The following is a 23,592-nucleotide window of genomic DNA, read 5'->3' as shown; positions in this document are numbered from 1 at the left end:
CACATAGATATGGGTATTAATCTGCTGTCCTACGTCACGGCGTCAGAATATGCGACCGCAAGACTCTTATTAATACCTATTTAATATTCCAAATATAACTAAAAAACTTTAAACCCTACTATAGTAGGGTATCGATTTTTTTCATATTTCTTTACTTAGTTTTAATGGGTAAAGCATCTGAAATCGAACAGTTTGTGATTGATAAAGTTAGGGAAATCAGACTTTTAAAAAATGTTGGACAAAAGCAACTTTCTTTAGAAATGGGCTTAAGTGGGAAATTTATCGGAAATGTAGAGAGTACTAAGACACCAGATAAATATAATCTCAATCACTTAAATAAAATTGCCGAAATCCTAGAATGTTCAATAAAAGATTTCTTCCCTGATAAACCAATACCAGGTGAAATAGATAGGATTTATCCTAAATAGTACTTAGAGATTGATGGCGCACTTTTAATTTAACTATAACTTAATTAGAAAAGATAACAATGTAACTACTAAATATTCATCTAAACCCTTGGCTTATGAAACATAAGATCAGATGCGTGATCATCGACGATGAAAAACACGCCATTACGCTTCTCACACACTACATCAGCTCAATGCCAAATCTTGAGCTTTACAAAGCCTACCAGGATCCCCTACTCGCCCTGTCCGAAATCACCAAAGATGATGACATCGACATCATCTTTCTCGATGTAGAAATGCCAAATATTTCAGGACTTGATCTCGCAGTTGACATACGCGGAAAAACCAATTCCATTATCTTCACCAGCGCCTATGATAAGTATGCGCTAGAAGCATTTGACGGACGAGCAAACCGTTACCTGATCAAACCAATCAAACAAACAAAGTTTACCCAAACTGTCATTTCAGTAATCGAAAACGAACTTGATAAATTTCCACATCCAGGGAGCGATATGGCATTTTTCATGACAGGAGAAAGGGGAAAGCTCAGCAGGATTAATAAGCAGGAAATCCTGTACTTCGAAAGCGCAAAAAACTACGTCAACATGGTTACCAATGAAAAAGGAACATTGGTCTATCTTACGCTAAAGGAAATCGAAAAGATATTAAAAAGAGACCTCTTTTGCAGGGTACACCGTTCACACGTCATCAACCTTAATAAGATTCAAAAGGTTGTAGGCAATACCATAAATCTTGGGGAAGGCATACATATACAGATTGGAAATGCTTATAAAGCAGAACTATTGAAATTTTTAAAAGGTAAAACGTTTCTAACCGGCCGGATTTAGAAATCATACCCTACTGAACACTCGTGCTGGTGACCGTAATGGTCAAGCTACTAGTCGTGGGGTCAGTACTTAAGGGATGTCGGTCCTTAGCCGCTCTGAAGATAAAAACTGTTTTTTTCTTCAGCTTGCTCTGATGCTTTTTCATAATAATTATCATGAAACTAGCGCTTGCAAACAGCCTAAGGAAACTTATTACACCGCGGATTATTCCCAAAGGATGAACCAAAGCATTACCGTGATGAAGTATTTAAGAAAATATCTCAATCCCTACAAAATCCACATCATCTCCTGGGTAATTTTTATACCCTCTGAAGTTTTCATCGTTGGTTTGGCAACAGGCAGATTTGGCACCCCACTCAGTTATGCAACACATTATTTCGTTAATATTGTACTATTTTATTTCTGTTCCCTGAAAATCTATCCTATTGTTTTCTCTAATGGAATATCATGGCTATGGAAACTACCACTATTGGCAAGTCTGACTTTTGTACTCTATCTAGCTGTAAATTATTATATCGATTCTAACTATTTTGAGCACATCACCATTTACAATCTCGAAAAAGTCAGACTGCAACCAAGCTATATTTTTGGAGTTCTTTGGAGGGCATTACAATTTATGGCCTTTGCAGGATTTCATTTTTTATTCCTCCTACATCTTGAAGAAACCAGACAAATAGAACAAGCAAAAACCGAAAAATGGGAAAGTATGGTCGCAGAAAAAGAAATGCAGGTCCAACTGGTACAGGCACGCAATTCCTATTTAAAAGCTCAGATCAATCCACACCTGCTTTTCAATACCTTAAATTTCATCTATACCGACACCTTGCTTTCATCACCCAAAGCGGCCGAGGCCATCATGACCCTATCAGATGTAATGCGTTATAGTGTAAATTGTGAATTCCGTTCAGACCAATTACCATTAAAAGAAGAAATTGAACAAGTGCATAACCTGATTAGGCTTCACCAAACCCGTTATGATGAAAGACTGGCCTTTATTTTTGAGGTTGGTCCAAACGTAAAAGAAATAAGTTTCATTCCCTTAGTTCTGATCACCATTGCAGAAAACATTTTCAAACATGGAAACTTCCGAGATCATTACCATCCAGCTATTTTGAGTATACAGATACATAAAGGACTACTTTCCATCCGATCACAGAACTTACCAAATAAAACGAAGCTTGTTCCAAGTTTAAATAAAGGAATAAGAAATATCGAACAACGCTTATTGATCGCCTATCAAGACCGAGTTGAAATCAACTATGGTATAAAGAGCGAATTTTTTGTCCTAAATGTAAATGTGAATTTAAATCATCGAACATCTAACGTACTATCTTATGAAAGTTAAAGCCTACCCAATACTCCTATTTATCATTCTTATAACTTCATCCCAAGTTTCTTACGCACAATTACCTCAAACAAAATTCGACCTTAATGGTGATCTGAGAACGGTTGAATCGGGCATGCTCATTGTGCCTCCTAAAAACAAATACGATAAACTCACTGATAGCCTAGAAAAAAATCTAAAACAAAATCCTTCCGACACTACCAGCTTATTTTATAGGGCATTATTATACTACAGTTACAATCAAATGTTGGCTGAGCCAGCTCAACGAACGAAAGGCACCCTGGAAAACCTCACAGTTGGAAAAGATATGATTGAAAAAGCAATTCAACTAAACATGACAGATTTCAGAGCACTTCTGCTTCGAGCTCAAATCTATCATGAACTCTGTTATCGGTTTTCAGGTGATGAAAGATGGATGTTTAGCCCCGGTGAAGTAGCAAAGCGGAAAAAACTATTTGAGAATTATAAGGGTAAAACCAATAAATATTATACCGATCTTATTAAGCTCGATGGTAGCAAAGAATATTTATATAATAAGAAAAAGATCACTTAGGAATATCCAATAAGATAGTTGCTGATAATGGACGAAAAATTTATGTGAACCTTTAGAAAGTGGGGCCACTGCTCAACTTCCGCTTGCTAAGCCTCGAAAAGGCAACCGACTACATAAACCGCCTTTCTACGCCAATCACCGCACCCTTGAAAGCGCCAAACATTTTTTTGGCAGTAGAGAATTAGCTGCTGTGCCAGTGGTTTTTCTTACACATAAACCATTGTTATATGGATATGTGTATGTTATTATATAGATATGTCTCACAAAAATAATTCTGCTATAAAAATCTTATTTATGAATTGGTTATTATTTTGGTAAATTAGAGTCAATTTAATACGTAAATAAAACTATTTCACTATAAAATCAATATTTTGCTCTTTCATAGCATCTTCTCCAGTAGTTTTTCCGGCATTATAAAATTGGTAGAAATCTCGAGGATCCAAGGGATTCTTATTATTTTTTTCACGAACTTGTGGATTAATCAACTCCAAAGTTCCTTTACGTTGGACCATTTCAAACGAATATAACATACCACTATTATTCCAATTTAGCTCTATCTGGAAAAGCCTATTTTCTTGAAGTTTGGCTCCATCAATAATAGTTCTGTAAATCTCAGTTCCATTATTTCCAGGAATAGTTCCAATTGATATTTTTTGCGGCGACAGATATAGATTGTCATCTTTTATAGTATCGACCGTAGATTCTTTTCTGGCTTCTACTTTTTCCAAAGTAGTGGCCAAATCAAATAGCGAAGCCCTCACGTCTTGTAGTGCAGAACTACCATTATTCTGTAGTTGCAACCACAATAAGTATTGATTTGTATCCTTATCTTTAGGAAGTGTTACTGAATTTACAGTAAGCGAGGGTTTATTATTCTCTTCTAAGTAGGCCTTAAAGCCAAGCCCCAGGGCGATGAATAATAAAAAGAAGGCTGAATAATAGCTAATCTTTTTGTATGAGACTTCCGATAAATGATAAGCAGCGACAGAATTGACAAAAGCGATTAATGCAATGATGAGCGTAGTAATCATAACTTTAGGTAAAATTATCCGCAAAAATAAAAAATTTTCACTGGTACACAAGGCGGCAATCCTTGGTGGTTAGTTACCCTTTTGATAACCAATAACCTAATGACATTGCAGTGGAATTTTCAACAGGACGCGATGGTATATCCAATGAGCCACCGCCATCAAAATATTTAACTAAGTTCTTAACCTGTTTATTAAGTTCAGCTATGTTTTTATGAATGTCTTTCGAAGATTGTGATTTCTTTATTGGAGCTTTCTCGTATCGAGTTAATTGTATTAGCCATTTAAATTTGTCATCCAAGATTTTTTTATCTGGCTGATTATTAAAGGTTTACCACCCTCCAAAGCTCGATTTAGACCGCGAATAATATCCATTGAGGATTGTTTCTGAATATTCATTTTTGATAAACGAAGTAATCCAGTTAAAGGACACCTGATTACCAAAAACCTGATCGAGAAGGGCCAGGCAAGGCTTCCCATCTATACCTGCAAAGAAGTGGCCCTCAATTTCTGATTGATTAACCAAAGTCAAGATATAAGCTTACAATGTATTTCAATAAGCAAGTCCCGTAATTAAAGAAAAGTTGTTATAAGACATAATTTCTTCAAAAAGCATTTCAGCAGCATTTTCATCTGGCTTTCCTCCAGTAATAAATTCATGTTTGCACCTATTATAAAAGGTATGGTAAGTCCTGAATTATTTTCCTTAATTACCCAATGTTCTAACAATGAAAGCCAATATGGGAGCGGTCTTGAGTCGGTTGTATTCATCGATTGATGCAATGCATTATTTTTGTAAGTCTATTATTGAATTAAATTAACCAATTTATTATTCTGAACTTTTACCAACGTTGTAAATTCTTCACGCTGCTCATTTTGATAACTTATCTCTAATACCAGTCCTTCAAGTTTTTGAGGAATTTTAAATTTCATAATTTCATCAGCTACCTGATGGTTACTTTCTATCATTTGCAAATAATCCGCCTTGAGGGCAATATTTTGAAAAGGCTGAATATTATTCACTTCGGGTAATTTTTCCAAATATCGGAAATGCGCAACACCAACAGATTTGATAAGGATATTGACCGCGGGAAAACTAGAACTGTTATGCACTACAAAGTCAAAATGCCAATCCAATTGCCAGTGAATGATCGGTTTGCTACCTGCTCCAATGCTGGCAACCAGTCTTCCTGTTTCATCAACCTTTGTAGGATTTTTATCACTATAACCTTTCGGTGCCCTGCCTCCCCTGTGCCAGATAAGTTCTGCTTCAATTTTTGGTATCGGACCATAGTAATTTAAATCCGGCTTGATACTTAATGGCACTGTTTCGACGGGAAGTGTGATGTTTTCTTCTGTAGACTGTTCATTCATAGCATCCATTTTCTCCATTGCAATCCTGTATTTCTCTGGGATTTTTCCCAATGGTGGTGCTACATTTCGAATGCCTAAAAGGGTTTGCACAAGCTCATCGAAGTTATCTTCGTATTTAGAATCATCTGAAAAATCAAGATAATATTTTCCTGAAAGCCATGAAGGGATGGCTGTTTTACTATCTCCAGAACGTATTAAAGGAATAAATTTTCGTTGATCGGCATTTTCCAGAACTTCTGCAGTCATGATATCACCTTCGTATCCAACTCCACCAATCCGGGATTCCGATTTTTCCTTGTATTTTTCTGAACCAATGATTAGGACAAAATTATTTTCTCTGACAGCTCCCTCCATAAAAAGAGCCGTTCTATCGCCAGGTATTAACGACCATTGATCAAGCGTTACATCAATTCCAGTATTTCGTAAATGTGTGCTAAAATCTAACACCCATTGCTTTATCGCGTCATTTCCCCAGGCGTAAGAAATAAAAACTCTTGGACTAGGGTATTCATTACTCATATAAAATATTTAGTTGCCAAATATATTTAACTTATGTAAAACAGCCCAATTGGTAAATGTTGTTGAGTCATAATTAGTTGTCAAAATCTATATAATTTGATGCAAACTCGCAGAAAAAATTAGCACTAGTAAACGCCGCATAAGCCTGATGCTCATCCTTATGGGGATTATTTTTATTCGAATCGCCGAAATCAGATATTGATTTAATCATAAATGGGATAGGCTTAGGCTTTATACTATGCGTTGCTGAATAAAAGATCGAATAAGATTCCATATCAAAACCAACAAGTTGACCATGTTGTGATTTTATTGACTCTACTATAGATTCATTCGCAATCACTGCAGAACCAGATGCAAATGGTCCCATTTTTGCATTTAGCATAGGGTAATTTTTCTTTTGTGATTTTTTCTGAATTTCAGCTACGAATAAATCATCTTCGATAACCTTAGTAAATGCGGTCATTAAAGAAGTTTCAAGCGGAAGCTGGTTTATGTATGGCTTAAATACCTGCGTCCCGTTAGAATCATTTTTTTCAATAACGTGTTTTCCACTTCCATAATCCCAAACCCTATCGGCAATAATTGGGTCTCCGATATTCACCTTACCCTCAATTCCGGCACAAATACCAACCATACTAATATATTTAGGCCTATATCTGTTAATTACTTTCATGCTTATTGCAGCCGCAGCGCACATTCCCATGCTGTTGTTTGTAGATGTTGCCACAACTTTTATCTTCCTCTTTCCTTTAAAAAAATAACCAGTGTAATAAAAGTTATCATCATTCTTAAACTTTTCTTCAGTCCAATTCCAAGGTAGTTCTCTTACATACTTAAGTTCTAAACTTAGCACTGTAACCACTGCTAAATCATAATCATATGGGTTATTGGATGGCGCTTTTAATTCGGCCTGGGACTTAACAAGATACTTAGTGAAATTTGTTAACTGGTCTTTCCATTCAGAATAACTTTCGTTATAAACTACCAAATGCCAGAGATAATTTGAAAATGCAGCACCGTGTTCATGAAGTAGATCAGGATATTCAGTTAATCCAATGATATGAAATGGCACTAAAAACTCCTCGTCCATATTTATCTCCTTTAAAAAATCTACCCCTCCCTGTTCATTGGGTTGGTCGCCAAATCTTTCTGGTAGGTTAATATCCAGCACCATCAAATCAAACTGAAATTCCAAAAGCGCTTGTTTAGCGGAATTTCTATCATTTACAACCGTTATTTCCTCTTCAGAAATAGAGGGTATTTTGATAAGTACATCCTTTATGTATCTTATTTTTAGAGGCGAATCATCAACAATAAGTATTGAAATCATATACTAAAGTGCATTTTTTAAAAGGTTAGTTAAATCTATTTCCCAATTTGTTTCATCAACACTATAAAAGACAGTTCCCAAATATACTTCAGCATACTCCTGCTGCCATGATTCCTTTAATTCGGTCAATGTTCTTTCCCCAATTATGTCATATTGAGTTACAATAATTGTTTTGGTTATAATATCATTCCAAATCATTTCCTTCAAAATATCTTCACCCGCAAACTGCATAAATTCACCACCAGTTTCATTAGCTGTTTTATCAAATGTATACATGCTCATATCAAGTAGTATAAGATCATATTGATTTTCCAAAATTGCGTTTAGTCCAGTTTGATATGATTTTTTCACTTCAATTACGTGTTTAGGTAATTTTACATCTCCAGTCCTAAGATATCCCAAGATTTCCTTAATCTTATTATCATCATCTTCTACAAATAAAATTTTTTTCATACGCTAACTTTTTCTAAATCAATTTCAATGATAATTTTAACTTTTTGGTCATGTTCAACACTAAAAGTAAAGTGGTTGGTTTCACTTAAAAGATTTGTACTTAAAATTTTCTTAGCCTTATAGAATCCTGTTCCACCAATTTCCGTTTTAAGCAGCCCCATATCCCAAACGTTTAATTTAAGTTCTGCTCGCCTTTGAGAGAAAAAATCTTCAAGCGTCTTAAGATCATAATCATCTGCTAGATTATTTGATATTTCGATAATCAATTTGCAATCTCTCTCAAAAGCTTCAATCTCAAGCCTTAATTCAGAAGGTTCTAATCTGGAATAACTTACTGCATTTTCGAGAAAAATTCTAATGATGTCAAAAAAGTGGATGAAAAACTCCCCTTTTAACAGTCTCTCACTGGCGTATTTTGCTTGTACGTTAATACTGCTTATTTGAGAAATTTTCTTGGTGATTTCAATACTTGTATCTACCACCTTGTCAATAGAGAAATCAGAGGTAATATTTTCCCTTTTCTTGAACCAGTCAGCAATTTTATCAATTTCACTAATTATGTTGGTTCTACAGTTTGCAATATTATTTGTCAGTTCCTGAATACTGCTTACATCTATTACTGATTCCTTTAATTCTTTCTCTAGTTGGATAAGGTTTTCAATTATTTCATTTTTAATTTTTCTACTAATAATATTTTGTATGATTTCGAGATTTGTTTTCGTTCTTTCCCAAATTAGTGCTAACACCCAAGCAACAAATTCATGATACTCATTGATCCGGATAAAAAAGTTTTCGAAAAAATATCCAAGTTCCTGATCGGTGAAAAGGTAATCGAAAAGTCCATTGCTAGGCTTTAGCTCGGTTTTAATCTGGATGTGACTTTCTTTCAGTTCATTTGCGAGATGATCTATTTTGGCTGAAAAATCAGCAAGTAGCTTTTGTATACGTTCAAGACTTTCCGGCCCCAAATCCAGCCGCCCCTCCCAATAACTGTTTCTGTAATATTCGTCTGTAGTTTTATCTTTCTGAGTGATAAGATATTGTTTCTGAAATTCACTTCTCAACTGGCCAAGAAGTGTTCCATGCCTAATCCTTGTACTTAAGTATGAATCTAAACCATATTGGTTGCTGAACAAAAATTTATCTAATATTTCATAAAAAAGCTCTTTAAACAATGAAAACTTTATATTTTTTGACATTCGAACCTTTTCAATGTCTTCAGCGCTTAAATTTAAATCCAATGCTTGCAATAGAATTTTCCTATTTGAGAGAATATCTACAAAATAAAATGGTTTTTCCCTAATCAAATTTGTTATCTCAATGTACCTATTGAAATTGTTCTGTATTTCCGAAAATTCATTATTAATAAGTCCTTTCTCGTCAACATAAATCTTGCTTTCATCAACCTGTCTGACACCTTCCATTATTGCCAGATTTTGACTCAATCTCCTTATTTCCTGCTTATACAGCTTTGTATCCTTGGCGTTAATTTGAGCTAGCATCTGAAAGATTTCCAATCTTTCGTTTAATATATCCTTAGTTCCAGCAAAATAGGTTGAATATTTGAGAATTTCTGGAATACATACATTAAACAATAGCTCAATCAACAAACTGGGCTCGAACATTTCGCCAAATTCTATGAGCTCTGGTGGTCTTTTAATACCCATACTTCTTAGAAAAACCCTCAATGCCACATTCGTTGAGTGGTTATCTTGCTTAGTAATGAAAAAGAAAATAGGCAAATATATTGTCGATGACACATTTTTAAATTTGGCTCTTTCTATTTCTTTTGTTATTACGCCAAGTTCATACCGCAGAATATTATTATTGTTTTTAATGTAATTCTCAACATACAATATGATACACTTGTCATAATCTTTCGTGACTCTATAACAATGGAACAAGTTGAGCGTTACCTCTTCCAAAAATAATGGGTTGGATGTATTGCTAGCTAGTTCCTCATAAATAACTATGGCTTTATCAAAATTTCCCTTCGCCTGATAAGAACTTCCCCTGTAAAATTGTATTCTATCATAAGGAATTGAAATATCCTCTATTAAAGAAGCATGTCCATTAATATCCTCCAAATAGCTTTTTAAGAATCTCAATGTAACGGAATCTGAATACTTACCAAGAAGATTGGTTATATATGACTCCTGTTTAATAGGGTCGGAATACTGTTTAAAAAACCATGGATTTATAACCATAGAATTAATATAATTGGGAGGTTGAATTTGATTGTTAATCTTATCGGGCGATAATCCCTGAACAAAAGAAAATAGCTGCGGCGCTAATGAAAATGAGTCAAGCATGTTTGTTGTTTTGACCAACTTGGAGACTGACATTGTAGTACTAGCATTTTTTTGATAAATATTAAATAGGTCTTCGACTATTTCATTCATTACAGCTTTATTGTTATTAATTGGCGAAAAATCTAAGCCAAGCTGAAAATGGCACTTTATGTATAACTCATATAGACTCAATTCCTGCGGACATTTATAAATCAAAGTCTTTGCTACGAGTAAAGCTTTTTCATAATTTCCAGTGGTGTATAGATCCAAAAGAGCAATAAGTTCTCGATCAAGTGGGTTTTCCAGCACTTCAACGTCAATATCCTGAAATAGAAGCATTTTTGCTAAAAGCGGGTCTTGGATTTTTTTGTAAAGGACTTGAATCCTTTCAAATATAATTTTTTTCTGATTATCATCACCATTTAAAGTAATCCACTGGCAAAGCCTAACAAAGGTTAAATATCTATCGATAATTGAGGATTTATTATCATAGATAAGAATGTCGGAAAATTCAGAAAAATGGGAGGTATTATAGAAATTCAGTTTGATTGACCAAAACTCTTGGAATCCCTTATCTAAATTACGGACAAATTCTGCCAAGAGAGAATTATATCGTGCAGAGGAAAGCTTCCTTTCAGCCTTATTGCTATAAAAATCAGCAAAAAGTGATGATAATATTTCCAATTGCTCCTTATTTAAAATACTTAGCAATTCTTTATTTTTTTCCAATCCACCTGATAGCTCTTCGACCAATAAACTATTTTCAATACTCCACAAAGAAAAGGAAAGTGCGTTGTTAATTTCGGCAATTTTATCTTTAGCCATCTGGTATTGGCCAGTCAATAACAATTGTTCAAAGTTTAGTTTCTCTTCTAGAAAGCTATTAATTTCTAAACTAAACTTGGTTAAGCTTAACATCAGCCAGTCCAGCTCTTTTTCAAAATCAGAGCGATAAGTGTAATTTCCGCTTCGAAGTTCTTTATAAGACTTTGGAAATGGGATTCCATATATATAGCGCTTTGCAACAGGGTGATTTACTATGTGTGGTATTATCTTTTTAATTTCGGCGATCGGATGACTATCCTTCAAAATATGCAGTGAACCTAATTTATTGTTAATTTTTCCACCTTGGAAAACTGCATTTTTAAAATATTGTATGTGTTTTGAGAGAGGGTTCATTAATAACTATTCGATTAGACCGTAATGTATAATTAACTTTTTAGAAATTAAAATATTCTGATGAGATGATATAAGATGGTATATGTTTTAATTAAATAGTCATGTGTGGCGAAACTGGATTAAACTTTGAACTTAGATTTCCAAATATCACGCTTAACTCCATTATTACAGACTTTTTTTTATACGTTTATAAACTATTATAGCGCAATTTGATTTATATATATACTTTTAATGAAAACCTACTACCATGAGATTTAAAAATAAAAATATTTTTGTTGTCGGCGGAAGTTCAGGAATTGGGCTTGATGTAATCCATGTGTTATCAAATGAGAATGCAAATATCTTTACGATAAGTAGAGACAAAGCCTTATCGTGATCATCAAGGGTAGACTTTAAAGAGAGGGATGTTCTTGACTGCTATAATCACCCACTTATCCTTATCGCCGACTGAAACCTCCCGATCTGTTTCAGATAACTCCCAAACCCATCAAACGCACCAATCTTAGAAGTACAAATCACTTCATTCACCCCCGTCACTGAACGCAAGGTATACTCAGAATATAAACAAATCGGAATTTGATGGTTGTTACTGAAACGCCTGTCCGGACCACCACTCTTGTTCACATACTTCCAGGTATAATCCACAATCCTGGCATCAGATGCCACCGCCTCATCCTCAATGAAACGCGTCGTGCTGTGATCAATAACCAGATTCTTATAAAACACCGCCGCAAATTTATTTGCCCTCCGAACCAATAACCTTTCCGGCAGAAAGAACAAATCTGTGTTGCGAAGCTTAATGTGCGGGATCTGAACATTCGTTTTAAAAAACTTAACCGGAACCTGATGCATGTCCACCCCATCAATACCCACCCTGTTAATCAGCTTTCCAGCACCCGCATTCCGTTTCCAGTCATGGTTTCGCTGCGCATGCAAATACTGCCACTTTCTTTTTGAAGCATTGAAAGCAGCAAACTGAGTTGAGAAAGAATCATAAACTTTGGCCATCTCATTGTCCATCTCATAATAAAGTTCCATAGACAACCTTTTTCTATCCAGTTTGATAAGAGAATAGATCAGTCCTGCAAAGCCCAGTAAGCCCGACCCCAGCATCCAGAAATAATAAGGATTGGTCAGGTACAGCTGATCACGAACCTCCCTCGGATCCTCAACGGAATCAACCCTGGCCAGTTTTTTGGATACATAACCAACCGAATCATTAAAACCAATCTTAAGCCACTTTTTATCTGATTCATCAAGCAGTGTAAACTGCTCCGCATCACTGGCTGTTTTTAGCACAGTAGAACCCGCATCCGGCAGCGACCTGATGTTCAGGCCGACCTCCGAATGGATCACTGCAACCTTCCTCAAACCACCAGCATTCACTATCACCTCTTTACTATCTATCGAATATACCAACAGCACGATCACAAAAATAATCATCGGCCATATGCCCAGCCAGGTAGTCAATGAAAGTTTTGCCGCCTTCTCACTTAGCTCATCAATAAATACCCTCGAGTCTACATCCGTCAGCTGATCTATATCCCCGGAAGTAATCGTGTGCATATCCGGCTGGCTGACCGGAACAGTTAGCGGATTCCGGTTGACTGGTTTCCCGATACGCTGCCTGTAATAAATTCCGTGTGCACCCATGGTTACATAAGTCCCCTTCCGACCCTTACTGATCCTGGCGCCCCTTACTCCTGCGGAATAACTTACCTCGCTATTAGAGAAATTAATCCTCAATCCACCGAAGCTAACCGATTTGCGAAAAAATAATCCCATGGCTTAAATTCCTTAAGCCACTAAGTTCAGGAATTACCCACTATCAAAATTACGGTTTCCCGTATCAACAACTCAGGCCACCGGTTGAAAAATAAAGACCGCACCAATACGCCAAAATCCGTATTCTTGCAGCATTACAAAACCCAAACAGAATACACCCTTTGAAGATGGAATGGACCAGGCAGCAGAAAGATATCATAAATTCAACTGGTCACATTAAAATAAACGCAGTTGCAGGATCAGGAAAAACAACCACCATCATTGAGTATGCCAGGACAAGACCGTCCAATTCCCGGATCTTATACCTTGCCTTCAACAAAGCCGTAAAAGTAGAAGCCGCCGGAAAATTCGCTGCAAAAGGTTTACAGAACGTTGAGGTGGAAACCGCACATTCCCTCGCCTTTCGCAACATTGTCATGCGCAGTAAATACCAGGTTAGAAACCAGGATTATAGCACAAACGAAATTGTCGGCATCCTTAAATTAAAAAGTACAGGTGAAAAGCATAGCGAATATGTAATCGCCAACCACATCCTTAAACTCATCTCTTATTTCTGTAACAGCGACAAGCCGAAAGTCCAGGACTTAAACTACCTAGACCTTATCGCGGATGAAGCGGCTAAAACACTTATCGCCGAATCCTATGAATACATGGTTTCACAGGCACGTACTTTTCTAGCCAAAATGGACCGCGGTGAAATCGAAATCACACACGACTTTTACCTTAAAAAATTCCAGCTTCAGCATCCCCAGCTTGGTTTTGACTACATCCTGTTTGACGAGGCACAGGATGCCTCCCCTGCCATGCTGGATATCTTTTTAAAGCAAAATGCTACTAAAGTTGTTGTAGGCGATACCCACCAGCAAATATACAGCTGGCGTTATGCCGTCAGCTCCCTAGAGAAAGCTCATTTTAAAACTTACCACCTCTCCACCAGTTTCCGTTTTGGACAGGACATTGCGAACCTTGCCATGGAAACTTTGCGATTGAAAAATCTCCTGGAGCCCCATCGCCCAATGACCATCCTGGGAAAAGGCGGCGGAACAAAAATTAAAAGCAATGCCGTCATTGCACGCACAAATCTTGGACTGCTCATCAAAGCCATCGAATATGTGACCGAACGGAAAAACATCAGGCATATCTACTTTGAAGGCAACATCAACTCCTACACCTATGCAGACGAAGGCGCATCACTATATGATATCCTGAGTTTGCACAATGGAAACCACAATCAGATCAAAGACCCGCTGATCAGTGCCATGCGTGATATCGCAGCACTGAAAGACTATGTCGAGCAGACAGGAGATAAGCAATTATCGATGATGATTGAACTGGTGGAAAAATACGGTAATGCCATACCGGGGATGATCAAAGCCATAAAGGGAAAGCATGTCGAAAACAAAGATAAATCAAAGGCTGAAATCGTCTTTTCCACCGTGCACCGCTGTAAAGGAATGGAATATGATGCGGTGCTCCTCGCCGATGACTTTGTAACCGAAGAAAAAGTAAGGAGGCTAAGGGAAGACAAAAATGCCCTCCCTGAACATTTTAACCGGATGAACGAGGAAATTAATTTATTGTACGTTGCCATCACCAGGGCCAAAACCGGTCTTTATATCCCGGAGGCTTTGGTTCCAAAACATTTTCCCGCCTCCCCACAAATATACCTCATCGCAGCCCCAAAGGAATCAAAAAATAACCCGGCGGCATCCCGGAGCGATCAAAAAAAGACGGTCAATACCAAATCAGCAAACCCTGAAAAACAGGGACACTCCGCCAATCAATCCTGGACTGTGGAACTGGATAATGAACTCACCATCATGTTTGCCGATGGGTACAGCCCGGGTGACCTTGCGCTGCATTTTGGCCGCTCCCGCTCCGCAATCAGTATGCGGATTAAAAAACTGGGATTGGAAGATTTATTTTATTAATCCACTTGGCTAAATACTAAACTTCTGCTTTCAATTATTTAGGTTAGATTTTAACAAAGACCGTTCTTCAATAAGGTATTATTCAACATTGAACAACCAAAAGTTGTATACTTAAATCCGGTATTGCACTTAAATATGCAGTTTTACAGTTATTAGTAAAAATGAATATAACAGGTTTGTAGCCAAAAAAAAACACTATCCTGAACAACTGGGAGCTAAAACTTTTGAACTAAATTCTTCCTATATTGTAGTTATGATATCTACCCTCTGGTTTTTTCTGACATCCTGTGTATTGATGGCACATTCCGGTGTTGGCAAAATCATAAGGCATTACGATACACCAGAGGAATGGCAGGAAGCTACATGAAGAGGTATGGTTGTTATAGTTCTTATTTTAGCTAGCACTGGGGCGGTCCAATGGTATTTTGGAGAATGATTAATTGTGTTTATCAACTTTGCTTTGATTACGGCATAACATGATGATATTCACTGCACAAGGCCTATTTTTTATCACCCCAATCGCAAACTGAACCAAGTCTCCTACATTTAAAATTACCAGATCATCGTCATTGTAAAATCGAATTTTTTGACCATTCAGATCTCTGATGAACCCGTATTTAACATCTTTGTTATAAGACAAAACTATTCCCTTTCTCATATATCTCTATTCTAGCTTTCATGAACTTAAAGACCGGGACGTAGTGTAATTACGTAGATTCCATGGTTTAGGATTTTGAAATCATTTTCTACAGTTGAAACAACATAAAATGTGTGGGTAGATTAACTGCCGATAGTTCTATGCTACGAATGCATTATTTTGTTTCTTTGGATCGCAATATCCTCACCCAAGCAATTTCCTATGCTAAATCTTTCTAAGTAGAATGTGTTAACGTAATTTTTTTTTAAATAAAATATAATCAAAGTCCTGATCGAAAAGTAGACATCTTTCTTACCCGTTAAAGTTAGTTGTGCTGCATTGAACAACCTTAAGTTGTATATGCAGGTATCTTATTGCACAAAATATGCAGTTTTATATTTTTGCATAAATGAACTTAAAAAATGAATTCGGGGATCATAAATGGGATAATTTCGGCGGCATATCGCCGCTGATCGCAGTCTTTAAATCCTTTCATACGCTCAGCCCGGAAATCGAGCAAATCATCAACGAACAAACATTCCCCGTTGCTTTTGCAAAAGGCAAACACCTCGCCTCCCCACTCAAACGCAACCGTTATATATTTTTAATCATCAAAGGCGCTGTGCATGGATATATCAAAGCAGGAAACCAAAAGATCACGACCTGGATCGCCGCAGAAGCTGAACTCGCAGGAAGCATCCGGAACCTCTGGAAAGAAGTAGATTCTGATGAATACATCGAAAGCATTGAACCTGTTTTGGCTATTGCCGTTCCTCATTCCATGTCGAGATATTTATACGATCATTTTTCAATTGCCAATTATGTCGGTAGAAAAATGACCGAGATCTATTATCAGGGTGCCTCAGAACGTGCCTTTATTGCCAGGCTTCCAACAGCTGCGAAACGCTATCAAAGGTTCCTAGTAAGCTACCATCATCTGCTGGAGCGGGTACCCCTTAAATACATTGCTTCTTTTTTAGCCATGAGACTGGAAACCCTGAGCAGGATCAGAAGTGCCGCCAGGGAGGATACCAGAAAGTAGCGATCAGAATACATAATCCATAGCGCTGTTAAAAATCTCCTCTCATTTTCAACAACCGAAATTAGCCAGACCGTCCCCTAATAAAGTCCTTTCATAATTGACGAAATACCGTTTTAAATGAAATGAGGCCGAAACATTATGGATAAGACTTGATTTTAACATCTTGAACCAATCCAGATTATTTTTTGAATTTAATACAGAAAACATTATCCTTGCCCTACCCAATAAGAAAAACATGGTCACACCCTTTATCAGCTATTGCAAGGCAAATCATACCCTTTCTCCTAAGTTTATCAAACTGATCCGATCAGATGCCTATATCCTAGAGGTGAGCCGTCATCAGGATCTTACTCAAATATTGCAGGATACGGATAGCACATTCTTTTTGTCTTCAGGACTCATCCGTAAATATATCGAGCACCAGGGAAAAGATATTACCCTGGATTTTCTGAGTGAAGATAACCTGCTGGACTCTGACCTGTTTAAATACCAATACCTTGAAGGGCGAGAACTTCGGCTGAAAGCATTGGAAGATAGCAGATTGATCGTGATGCCACACGCATTGATCAACAAACTATTGCGTCATTGCCCGGAATCTGGTTTCATATTGAAAACGCTCATGACCAGGAAAATATACCAGCTCAATGAGCAGGCAGCCCTTTCCAGGATACCTGATGCTTCCTCGAGATATGAAATATTCTGTTCACTATTCAGCAATCCAAAAAGAATACCTGGTAAATACCTGGCGAGCTATCTGGGAATGCGCCAGGAAACACTAAGTAGAATTAAAGCCAGCACAGAGCTGAATTGATTCAATGCCGCTTCAGATTTTTGTCAGTTTCGCTAGGCTGAAAAGTTACATCATCCCCTCATCCCCGAAACTATAATAACCATATGCGGAAACAATAATATGATCAAGTACCTCAATCCCCAGCAGCTTTCCGCCCTCCAGCATTTTCCTGGTTAACCTGATATCCGCTTCACTCGGACTGAGCTCCGAGCTTGGATGATTGTGGCTCAAAATAATGCCACTCGCACAGGCCTTCAACGCCGCGGAGAAAACCACCTTCGGATCAATCATTACCTCAGAAAATCCACCTTGCGCCACATTCAGCAAACCCAAGACCCGGTTCTGCCTGTTCAAAAGCAGTACCTTAAACTCTTCCAGCAGCTCCATTTTATTATGATCCCAACTTTGATCCAATATGCCATAGGCGATGTTCGACGAAGTGACCTTTGGTCTTTCTGACAGCTTAAATGCCGGACGATAACTGATTTCAATCTCTGAAACTTTAAAAACCTGCTTTTCCATAATATTTAAGATTTAATTATGGTGCATTTAAAGGTTCAGTCTCCTGCGCCAAAGCAAAAGGAGGAACGGAATAAATGGAACAGCGTTGAAAAGGCCACAGGTGGGTTTATGCCGGAAATTCCTTTGCGTGCCGCAGCTGAACCTTAAATTTGTATCAGAATTGGATTGATACGCTCTCTTAAACCCTATCCAGCCAGGCCCTCCAGAAAATCATTACCATAGCCAGTCCCCAAAAACCAATTCCCACCTAAGGCGTAACGGCTATACCGGAATGACTGATGAGCCAACCAACGGAATAATTATGCTTTTCCGTATAACCCTTCTCTTATGCCGCCATGGAGCCATTCGACAAGATTTAAATGGCTAGGCTTAAACTCAATTCCGGTAAGTGCAAGCACTTCTACTGCCTGTTTGAATCTCTCGGAAACGAAATACCCAACACCGCCATCTACCCTATCTAAAACAAATAGATCTACATTCGTTTGCGGCAAAACATTTACCTTTTCAACTGTGATATTCCACCTTTCATTAGGCTCTGTAAGCGCTATCAAATCATTAAATTCTTTTAAGCTATTAATAGGAACAATACTCTGAATGGTACCGCCTTCCGGTTTGCTTTTCCGTATTAGTGTTTCTGAACGATTGAAGTCAACGAAATCCCATCCTGTCTCCAACGGACTAGCTAACCAGTATTCGAAATTTATACCTTGTTTCCCAATATCACATGAAAAGAATTGAAAGAGTGAAGGGGCAAGATTATAAACTAAATCCTTTAGTGCGCTGGAAACCAATAATTTCGGTGTAAACCCTACCGGCACAGTGCTCAACAAATCTGTTAATTTAGCTTTCTTGTGTAAGATACCAATAGCGGTCAGCACTCCTCCATTGAACTTACTAAAAGAAATATTCTGTACAAAGTTGGGTTTACTATCCCATCCATCCGGCGGTATAGAATCTATAATTTGGCAAAATTTTCCAACAATTTTATTATCTAGGCTATGTTGTATTCGGTAAAACGTCATGAACGGTGCGAGGTTATCTTAGATATTTGCTTAAAATTTTCCTTTATTATCAAGGTTAGGAATAATAATACCTGTGGGACTAAAATTTCTTATACATCTTCGGGAATGAATAAAATCCAGTATAAATCCTTAAAACTTTACCCATGGAAAGATAGTTATTTGCTTTGAATTTATTAATATCCATGGCAACTATCACTCCGAATACAGCTTACCAGTATAAATTAAACATTGATCTCAATGAAGTTGATTGGCAAAGCGTGTTAAATTTATTCAAAGCCGTAGCATGGAAGCACAGGAAAGCTGACGAAATTGAAGGCGCATTCAGAAATAGCACCAATACAATATTCATTTATGATCATGACAATATTATCGCTTTTGGCCGCGTGGTTGGTGATGGCAGATACTATGCGATGTTAGCGGATATCGTGGTTGACCCGGATTACCAAGGGAAGGGTCTTGGCAAGTACCTTGTAAAGGCGCTCAATGATCAATTATTGGATTATCATTTTGTGAACCTTACCGCAGCTCCCGGCGCTGACAGGTTTTATAAAAGTATTGGTTGGAAAAAGCAAACGACCTCCTATATCTGGCCACAAGGACCAAAGCAGTTGCGGCAACATTGTGAGGCGGAGTAATAACCGCAGCGAATGCAGTATTTAGATCATAGATGATATTTATTAGATCAGTAAATCCCTGATCTGGAGTGAGATTCGCACATACACCATCAAACTTGCTTTCAATAAAGTTATTACGCATTGTAGTTGGACTGGTTTCGCCACAAAGCCACAGGAAGACCAGTTAAAGCATCATATTTTTTTAATCAAATGTCTCAGAAACAAATTAGGGTTGTCCAGAAAAGATTTTGTTAAGACGAAGTGTTCTGTACTTTCATAATCGGTTTCTGAAATACCATTTTCATCAAACTGAAAAATAGCAGCACCTGGATAGCAAATTAGAATTGGCGAGTGTGTGGCAATTAAAAATTGCGCACGTCCACTACTTTCCAGCTCATTAATTACCGCCATAAAAGCAAGAATTCTGGCAGGAGACAGTGCTGCCTCAGGCTCATCAAGGATATAGATGCCGGATTCAAACTGATTGCTAAACAATGATAAAAACGATTCACCATGAGATTGTGCATGTAAAGATTTACCGCCATATGCATTTAATATCCTCCTATCATCCTTGGCCAGTTCATCGATATAGCTTGCAAAGTTGAAGAAGCTTTCAGCCCTCATAAAAAAGCCTTCCGAAATCCTCCTCGGATTCCAGGACAACTTGAGGTATGGAGCCATTGCCGATTCGTATCCCCCAAATCGATGCCCGGTATTATGATTATGGTTCCGATTCCCTCCTCTTAGGCTAAATTCACAGTGCTCTGCAATAGCTTCCAGTAAAGTAGATTTACCCGAGCCATTTTCACCCACAAAAAAGGTTACATTCCTTTGGAGGTTTAACTGAATACCGTTATGAAAACTAGGAATTCCCTGCAGGTATGGATGATCATTAAAGCCAGTGGCAGATAAGGAAGTTAAAAACGGCACGTAAAATAGTTAAAGTTAGACTAATACTAAGTTAATATAAATGCTTTTTACAACTAAAATAGATTTTCAATTTTATGAGAGATTACGAATTCGAATTATAATCATCGTAGGTTCAAAATCTATGAAGATCGAATTAAGAAAGCACCGCAACTGGTGAGGCTTTCAAAAGAAACAAATGATATTTATCTACTGATGATCACTTCAGTGGCAGAATTCTGAGAGAGCTTAATTACCGTAGCTCCTCGTTTTTGCAGGCCTTGTGCTTTAATCTGGTAATTACCCACTCCTGAAAGTTTGGCGGGTTGAGTAATTCTGATTACCGCATCAGGTGTAAAAGCATCGGCTTTCTGGAGTTTTAAGGATACTGCTCCTGTTGAAATAATGTAGTCTACCGATTCAATTTTACCTGCATCCAGGGTTACCCACAAGCCTATCGGTGCGAGGTAAACAGACGATTGAGCAGCCGTTGTCAAAGCTACATGAACAACATCACCTTTGGTTTGTAAATTTCCGCCGAATGCCAGCCAGCCAAATTCTTTATGCTTTAATATATAGGATGAGGTATTGACTGCGTACCCAAAAAATCCAGATCCATAATCGCCTGTAATGCCATCATTTTTTAATGTTGATGGATAAGCATGAAAGGCAGCAGGCGCAAATCCGTCTTTGGTAATATTAGAAATCGATCCCATTAAACCGCCGTATCCAGTACGAAGCAAGTAAAAATTGTCCGGGTTTTTTCTATAATCCATCAACACCGGAATTGCATTCAATGCTGATCCGTAATGATGGATCATCCGTTCAACACGTTGCAATTTACCTCCGTAAAGAAAATCCCAGTAGCGGCGGGCATTACCGTTGTAAGCCCAATGAGGCAATACAGGCATATAGGCTAAAATCGCATCCAGCGTGACTTTTGCTTTATCATCAAAGCCAAAATAGTTGGACCATACATAAACTTCTTCCTGGCCGGTAGAATCCCAAGGCATTTCGCTACCAAAGGGATATTGCAAAGAACGCCAGTGATTAGCACGCTTTTTCATAGCCTCCTCCAGTTCCATTGCTTCCAGAGATAAACCTTCATTTTTTAAATCTGTTAAGATCAGATAGAAAACCGTTCCTTCCATCTGCCCGAATTGCACATAGTAAGGCGCTATATTCACCATCGCCATGCCCGTTTGTGCCGCGTCAATCAAATGTTGTTTCCAAGTGGATTCGTTAACCAATCCTTTATAGTTCCGTGACAGGCGATACAACATCCAGTGTGCTGCTGCAACGTGCGGATAGTTATATGATCTACCTAAATTATCAGCTTCTTTTTTAGGCCACGCCGACCAGGTTTTAAAGTTGATATCGGTAACGTAAGTGTTTATCGGCAAGGAATCTGGTGCATAATAGAAAAGACTTTTCTTAACGCCATATTTTTTAGGTCCATCTTTTAATTGTATTTCTCCAAACATTACGGTATCCACAAATTTTTGCAGCTTATCGATTTCCGTCTTGTCTGGCTGTACCAACTGCTTCATGATGGCACCTAGCCATGAACCGGCCCCACCCTCATCACTCAGTCCGGCAATCCACGCCCGATTATCCTGCAACACCTGTTTTTGCTTTTCATAATCATAAGTAATCACCGATGGAGAACGTTTAAAAATATTATCCGGCTGGTTAAACCACTGCTTAGTGGTCAAAAAATTCCCGTAACTGGCAATTACTTCACTTTCTGGTGCAATAATTTTGTAATGAATGGTTTGTTCCAGGCCGTCCTGATAAGTCACGGTTAATTTTGCTCTACCCCATATTTTACCTTTTATTTCATAATTTTTCCAGCCTGCCTTAGTCGGTGGCAAAACCTTAAAAGTTAAAGCACCTTCTGGAAAAGAGGTAATGGACTTAATTTTCCTGGGGTAATTAATGAATAGTTTTGCGTCAACATTTTGGGCCAAGACATAACCTGGAACCGATATTGCAACTGGCTTTTTATTTTCAATCAAGGTTTTTTCTGTATCCTCAGCCCTGCCAGACAGGAGAAACTGCAGGGAATAGGTTTTTGTTTCACCTGCCTTGATGACTATGGCAGTAGGCTTGTTCCATTGTTCTGCGGTTTTCCATTCATTTTCTGCATATGCTTTGCTATGCACCATCCATTCGTAAAAACCTTCAAAGGCGATTCCTCTCGGTGTTCTGTCATCATTTAGAGGATTATAGGCTTCGAAAGGCGTTTTGCCTAGTGGCGCAACAATTAATGATGGTGGATTACCACTTAGCCGTGTCACTTGCAAATAGCCTGCACCATTCCCGATATATGGGTCGTAAAATACATTTTTAACATGCGTTTGCTCCAGCGTCCTTCCTTCTAGGATATTATCAAAAATCATGGGAATGCCTAATGCCCCGATCTCAATGTTATTATTGGTTTTATTTTTGAGCGTGAACTTTAGCGAAAGTTTACCGTTAACCATTTCCCAGCCCCGGATAATTTGTAGCGGAATGTCTGCGGGCAGTGTTGGCGATAAATCCGCAGCAGCTAAAACCTGACCTTTTACCGTGATGGCATTCACAGGCATCCGCTTGGTTGCGGTGCTGTAGCTTTTCCAAGATTCGGCACCAACATCACGAATTCGTAAGTTTATATCTCCAAGATGATAAAGGCCATCAGAACTTCTTACTTTTAAACTATCACCTGGAACGAAATCAAAATCCTTTACATTTTTAGGCATTAAGCCCGCAACAGTTTGGGATGATTTTACCAATTTTAAATGAAATGCGCCTGCATCACATTCAACAAAACCATCAGCTAAGTTTAATGTTGATGGTTTCTTTGACAAACTTGTCCAGGGAGATTGAGCCCTGGAAGAAAAAACCGATATAATAATTAAACAGGTCAGTAAATATGCCTTTGGCACACCGATGTATATATTCATCATTATTTTTGGTTAAGCAATGTTCAAGCTAATACAACCAAAAATATATTATAATATTAGAAGGATGA

General features: G+C 37.8%; 20 protein-coding genes. 9 read left to right on the top strand and 11 right to left on the bottom strand.

Annotated elements, in window-relative coordinates:
- Nucleotides 1-164: 164 nt before the first annotated feature.
- The 4 genes from EA772_RS15510 to EA772_RS15495 all read left to right on the top strand — a co-directional run bounded on the left by EA772_RS15510 (nucleotide 165) and on the right by EA772_RS15495 (nucleotide 3,153).
- Nucleotides 165-428 (top strand): helix-turn-helix domain-containing protein, encoded by a 264-nt coding sequence (locus tag EA772_RS15510; RefSeq protein ID WP_124914005.1) that lies wholly within the window; start codon nucleotides 165-167, stop codon nucleotides 426-428.
- A gap of 95 nt (nucleotides 429-523) precedes the next feature.
- Nucleotides 524-1,255, top strand: a complete 732-nt coding sequence (locus EA772_RS15505) for a LytTR family DNA-binding domain-containing protein (RefSeq protein WP_124914004.1) — start codon at nucleotides 524-526, stop codon at nucleotides 1,253-1,255.
- A gap of 238 nt (nucleotides 1,256-1,493) precedes the next feature.
- Complete coding sequence (locus tag EA772_RS15500) at nucleotides 1,494-2,600, top strand: sensor histidine kinase (RefSeq protein WP_168187572.1); 1,107 nt, start codon at nucleotides 1,494-1,496, stop codon at nucleotides 2,598-2,600.
- The gene (locus EA772_RS15495) at nucleotides 2,590-3,153 is read left to right on the top strand and encodes a hypothetical protein (RefSeq protein WP_124914002.1); all 564 of its coding nucleotides are present in this window, start codon (nucleotides 2,590-2,592) and stop codon (nucleotides 3,151-3,153) included. Before EA772_RS15500 ends, EA772_RS15495 begins: the two co-directional genes overlap by 11 nt.
- Nucleotides 3,154-3,500: 347 nt before the next feature.
- Here the strand turns inward: EA772_RS15495 and EA772_RS15490 are convergent, their stop codons facing one another.
- The 6 genes from EA772_RS15490 to EA772_RS15460 all read right to left on the bottom strand — a co-directional run bounded on the left by EA772_RS15490 (nucleotide 3,501) and on the right by EA772_RS15460 (nucleotide 13,112).
- Nucleotides 3,501-4,184, bottom strand: a complete 684-nt coding sequence (locus tag EA772_RS15490) for a hypothetical protein (protein WP_124914001.1) — start codon at nucleotides 4,182-4,184, stop codon at nucleotides 3,501-3,503.
- A gap of 801 nt (nucleotides 4,185-4,985) precedes the next feature.
- Nucleotides 4,986-6,074: a toll/interleukin-1 receptor domain-containing protein gene (locus EA772_RS15480; RefSeq protein WP_124913999.1), complete on the bottom strand. Its 1,089-nt coding sequence runs from the start codon at nucleotides 6,072-6,074 to the stop codon at nucleotides 4,986-4,988.
- A 73-nt stretch (nucleotides 6,075-6,147) separates the two neighbouring features.
- Nucleotides 6,148-7,404 carry a response regulator gene (locus tag EA772_RS15475; protein ID WP_124913998.1) on the bottom strand — a complete coding sequence of 419 codons (1,257 nt, stop codon included), beginning with the start codon at nucleotides 7,402-7,404 and terminating at the stop codon, nucleotides 6,148-6,150.
- A 3-nt stretch (nucleotides 7,405-7,407) separates the two neighbouring features.
- Entirely contained in the window at nucleotides 7,408-7,857 is a 450-nt protein-coding gene (locus EA772_RS15470) for a hypothetical protein (protein ID WP_124913997.1), read from the bottom strand.
- On the bottom strand, nucleotides 7,854-11,327 hold the full coding sequence (locus EA772_RS15465; RefSeq protein WP_124913996.1) for a tol-pal system YbgF family protein: 3,474 nt from the start codon (nucleotides 11,325-11,327) through the stop codon (nucleotides 7,854-7,856). The genes EA772_RS15470 and EA772_RS15465 overlap by 4 nt, the downstream gene beginning before the upstream one ends.
- A gap of 423 nt (nucleotides 11,328-11,750) precedes the next feature.
- The gene (locus EA772_RS15460; protein ID WP_124913995.1) at nucleotides 11,751-13,112 is read right to left on the bottom strand and encodes a DUF4236 domain-containing protein; all 1,362 of its coding nucleotides are present in this window, start codon (nucleotides 13,110-13,112) and stop codon (nucleotides 11,751-11,753) included.
- Nucleotides 13,113-13,279: 167 nt separating this feature from the next.
- Between EA772_RS15460 and EA772_RS15455 the strand changes: the two genes are divergently transcribed.
- The gene (locus EA772_RS15455; RefSeq protein ID WP_124913994.1) at nucleotides 13,280-15,043 is read left to right on the top strand and encodes a UvrD-helicase domain-containing protein; all 1,764 of its coding nucleotides are present in this window, start codon (nucleotides 13,280-13,282) and stop codon (nucleotides 15,041-15,043) included.
- 436 nt (nucleotides 15,044-15,479) lie between these two features.
- Here EA772_RS15455 and EA772_RS15450 read toward each other — a convergent pair whose 3' ends face one another.
- A complete protein-coding gene (locus EA772_RS15450; protein ID WP_124913993.1) occupies nucleotides 15,480-15,701 on the bottom strand; it encodes a cold shock domain-containing protein in 222 nt (73 codons plus the stop codon).
- A gap of 388 nt (nucleotides 15,702-16,089) precedes the next feature.
- On the opposite strand from EA772_RS15450, the gene EA772_RS15445 reads away from it, so the two are divergent.
- The gene (locus EA772_RS15445) at nucleotides 16,090-16,722 is read left to right on the top strand and encodes a Crp/Fnr family transcriptional regulator (protein WP_124913992.1); all 633 of its coding nucleotides are present in this window, start codon (nucleotides 16,090-16,092) and stop codon (nucleotides 16,720-16,722) included.
- 163 nt (nucleotides 16,723-16,885) lie between these two features.
- Nucleotides 16,886-17,533 (top strand): Crp/Fnr family transcriptional regulator, encoded by a 648-nt coding sequence (locus EA772_RS15440; RefSeq protein ID WP_124913991.1) that lies wholly within the window; start codon nucleotides 16,886-16,888, stop codon nucleotides 17,531-17,533.
- 45 nt (nucleotides 17,534-17,578) lie between these two features.
- Here EA772_RS15440 and EA772_RS15435 read toward each other — a convergent pair whose 3' ends face one another.
- On the bottom strand, nucleotides 17,579-18,034 hold the full coding sequence (locus EA772_RS15435; protein ID WP_124913990.1) for a RadC family protein: 456 nt from the start codon (nucleotides 18,032-18,034) through the stop codon (nucleotides 17,579-17,581).
- A gap of 18 nt (nucleotides 18,035-18,052) precedes the next feature.
- Between EA772_RS15435 and EA772_RS22390 the strand changes: the two genes are divergently transcribed.
- The gene (locus EA772_RS22390) at nucleotides 18,053-18,181 is read left to right on the top strand and encodes a hypothetical protein (protein WP_256369996.1); all 129 of its coding nucleotides are present in this window, start codon (nucleotides 18,053-18,055) and stop codon (nucleotides 18,179-18,181) included.
- A gap of 152 nt (nucleotides 18,182-18,333) precedes the next feature.
- Here EA772_RS22390 and EA772_RS15430 read toward each other — a convergent pair whose 3' ends face one another.
- Nucleotides 18,334-19,056: a hypothetical protein gene (locus EA772_RS15430; RefSeq protein ID WP_124913989.1), complete on the bottom strand. Its 723-nt coding sequence runs from the start codon at nucleotides 19,054-19,056 to the stop codon at nucleotides 18,334-18,336.
- Between the two features lie 182 nt (nucleotides 19,057-19,238).
- On the opposite strand from EA772_RS15430, the gene EA772_RS15425 reads away from it, so the two are divergent.
- On the top strand, nucleotides 19,239-19,691 hold the full coding sequence (locus EA772_RS15425) for a GNAT family N-acetyltransferase (protein ID WP_124913988.1): 453 nt from the start codon (nucleotides 19,239-19,241) through the stop codon (nucleotides 19,689-19,691).
- Nucleotides 19,692-19,862: 171 nt separating this feature from the next.
- On the opposite strand, the gene EA772_RS15420 is transcribed toward EA772_RS15425, so the two are convergent.
- Together EA772_RS15420 and EA772_RS15415 are read right to left on the bottom strand one after the other, a co-directional pair.
- A complete protein-coding gene (locus EA772_RS15420; protein ID WP_124913987.1) occupies nucleotides 19,863-20,600 on the bottom strand; it encodes an AAA family ATPase in 738 nt (245 codons plus the stop codon).
- A gap of 182 nt (nucleotides 20,601-20,782) precedes the next feature.
- Nucleotides 20,783-23,527, bottom strand: a complete 2,745-nt coding sequence (locus tag EA772_RS15415) for a DUF5695 domain-containing protein (protein WP_124913986.1) — start codon at nucleotides 23,525-23,527, stop codon at nucleotides 20,783-20,785.
- Nucleotides 23,528-23,592 lie beyond the last annotated feature (65 nt).

The sequence above is a fragment of the Pedobacter sp. G11 genome, assembly GCF_003860265.1.
GTDB lineage: Bacteria > Bacteroidota > Bacteroidia > Sphingobacteriales > Sphingobacteriaceae > Pedobacter > Pedobacter agri.
The sequence above is the reverse complement of the archived record's forward strand: the minus strand, read 5'-3'. Positions and strand labels throughout refer to the sequence as shown.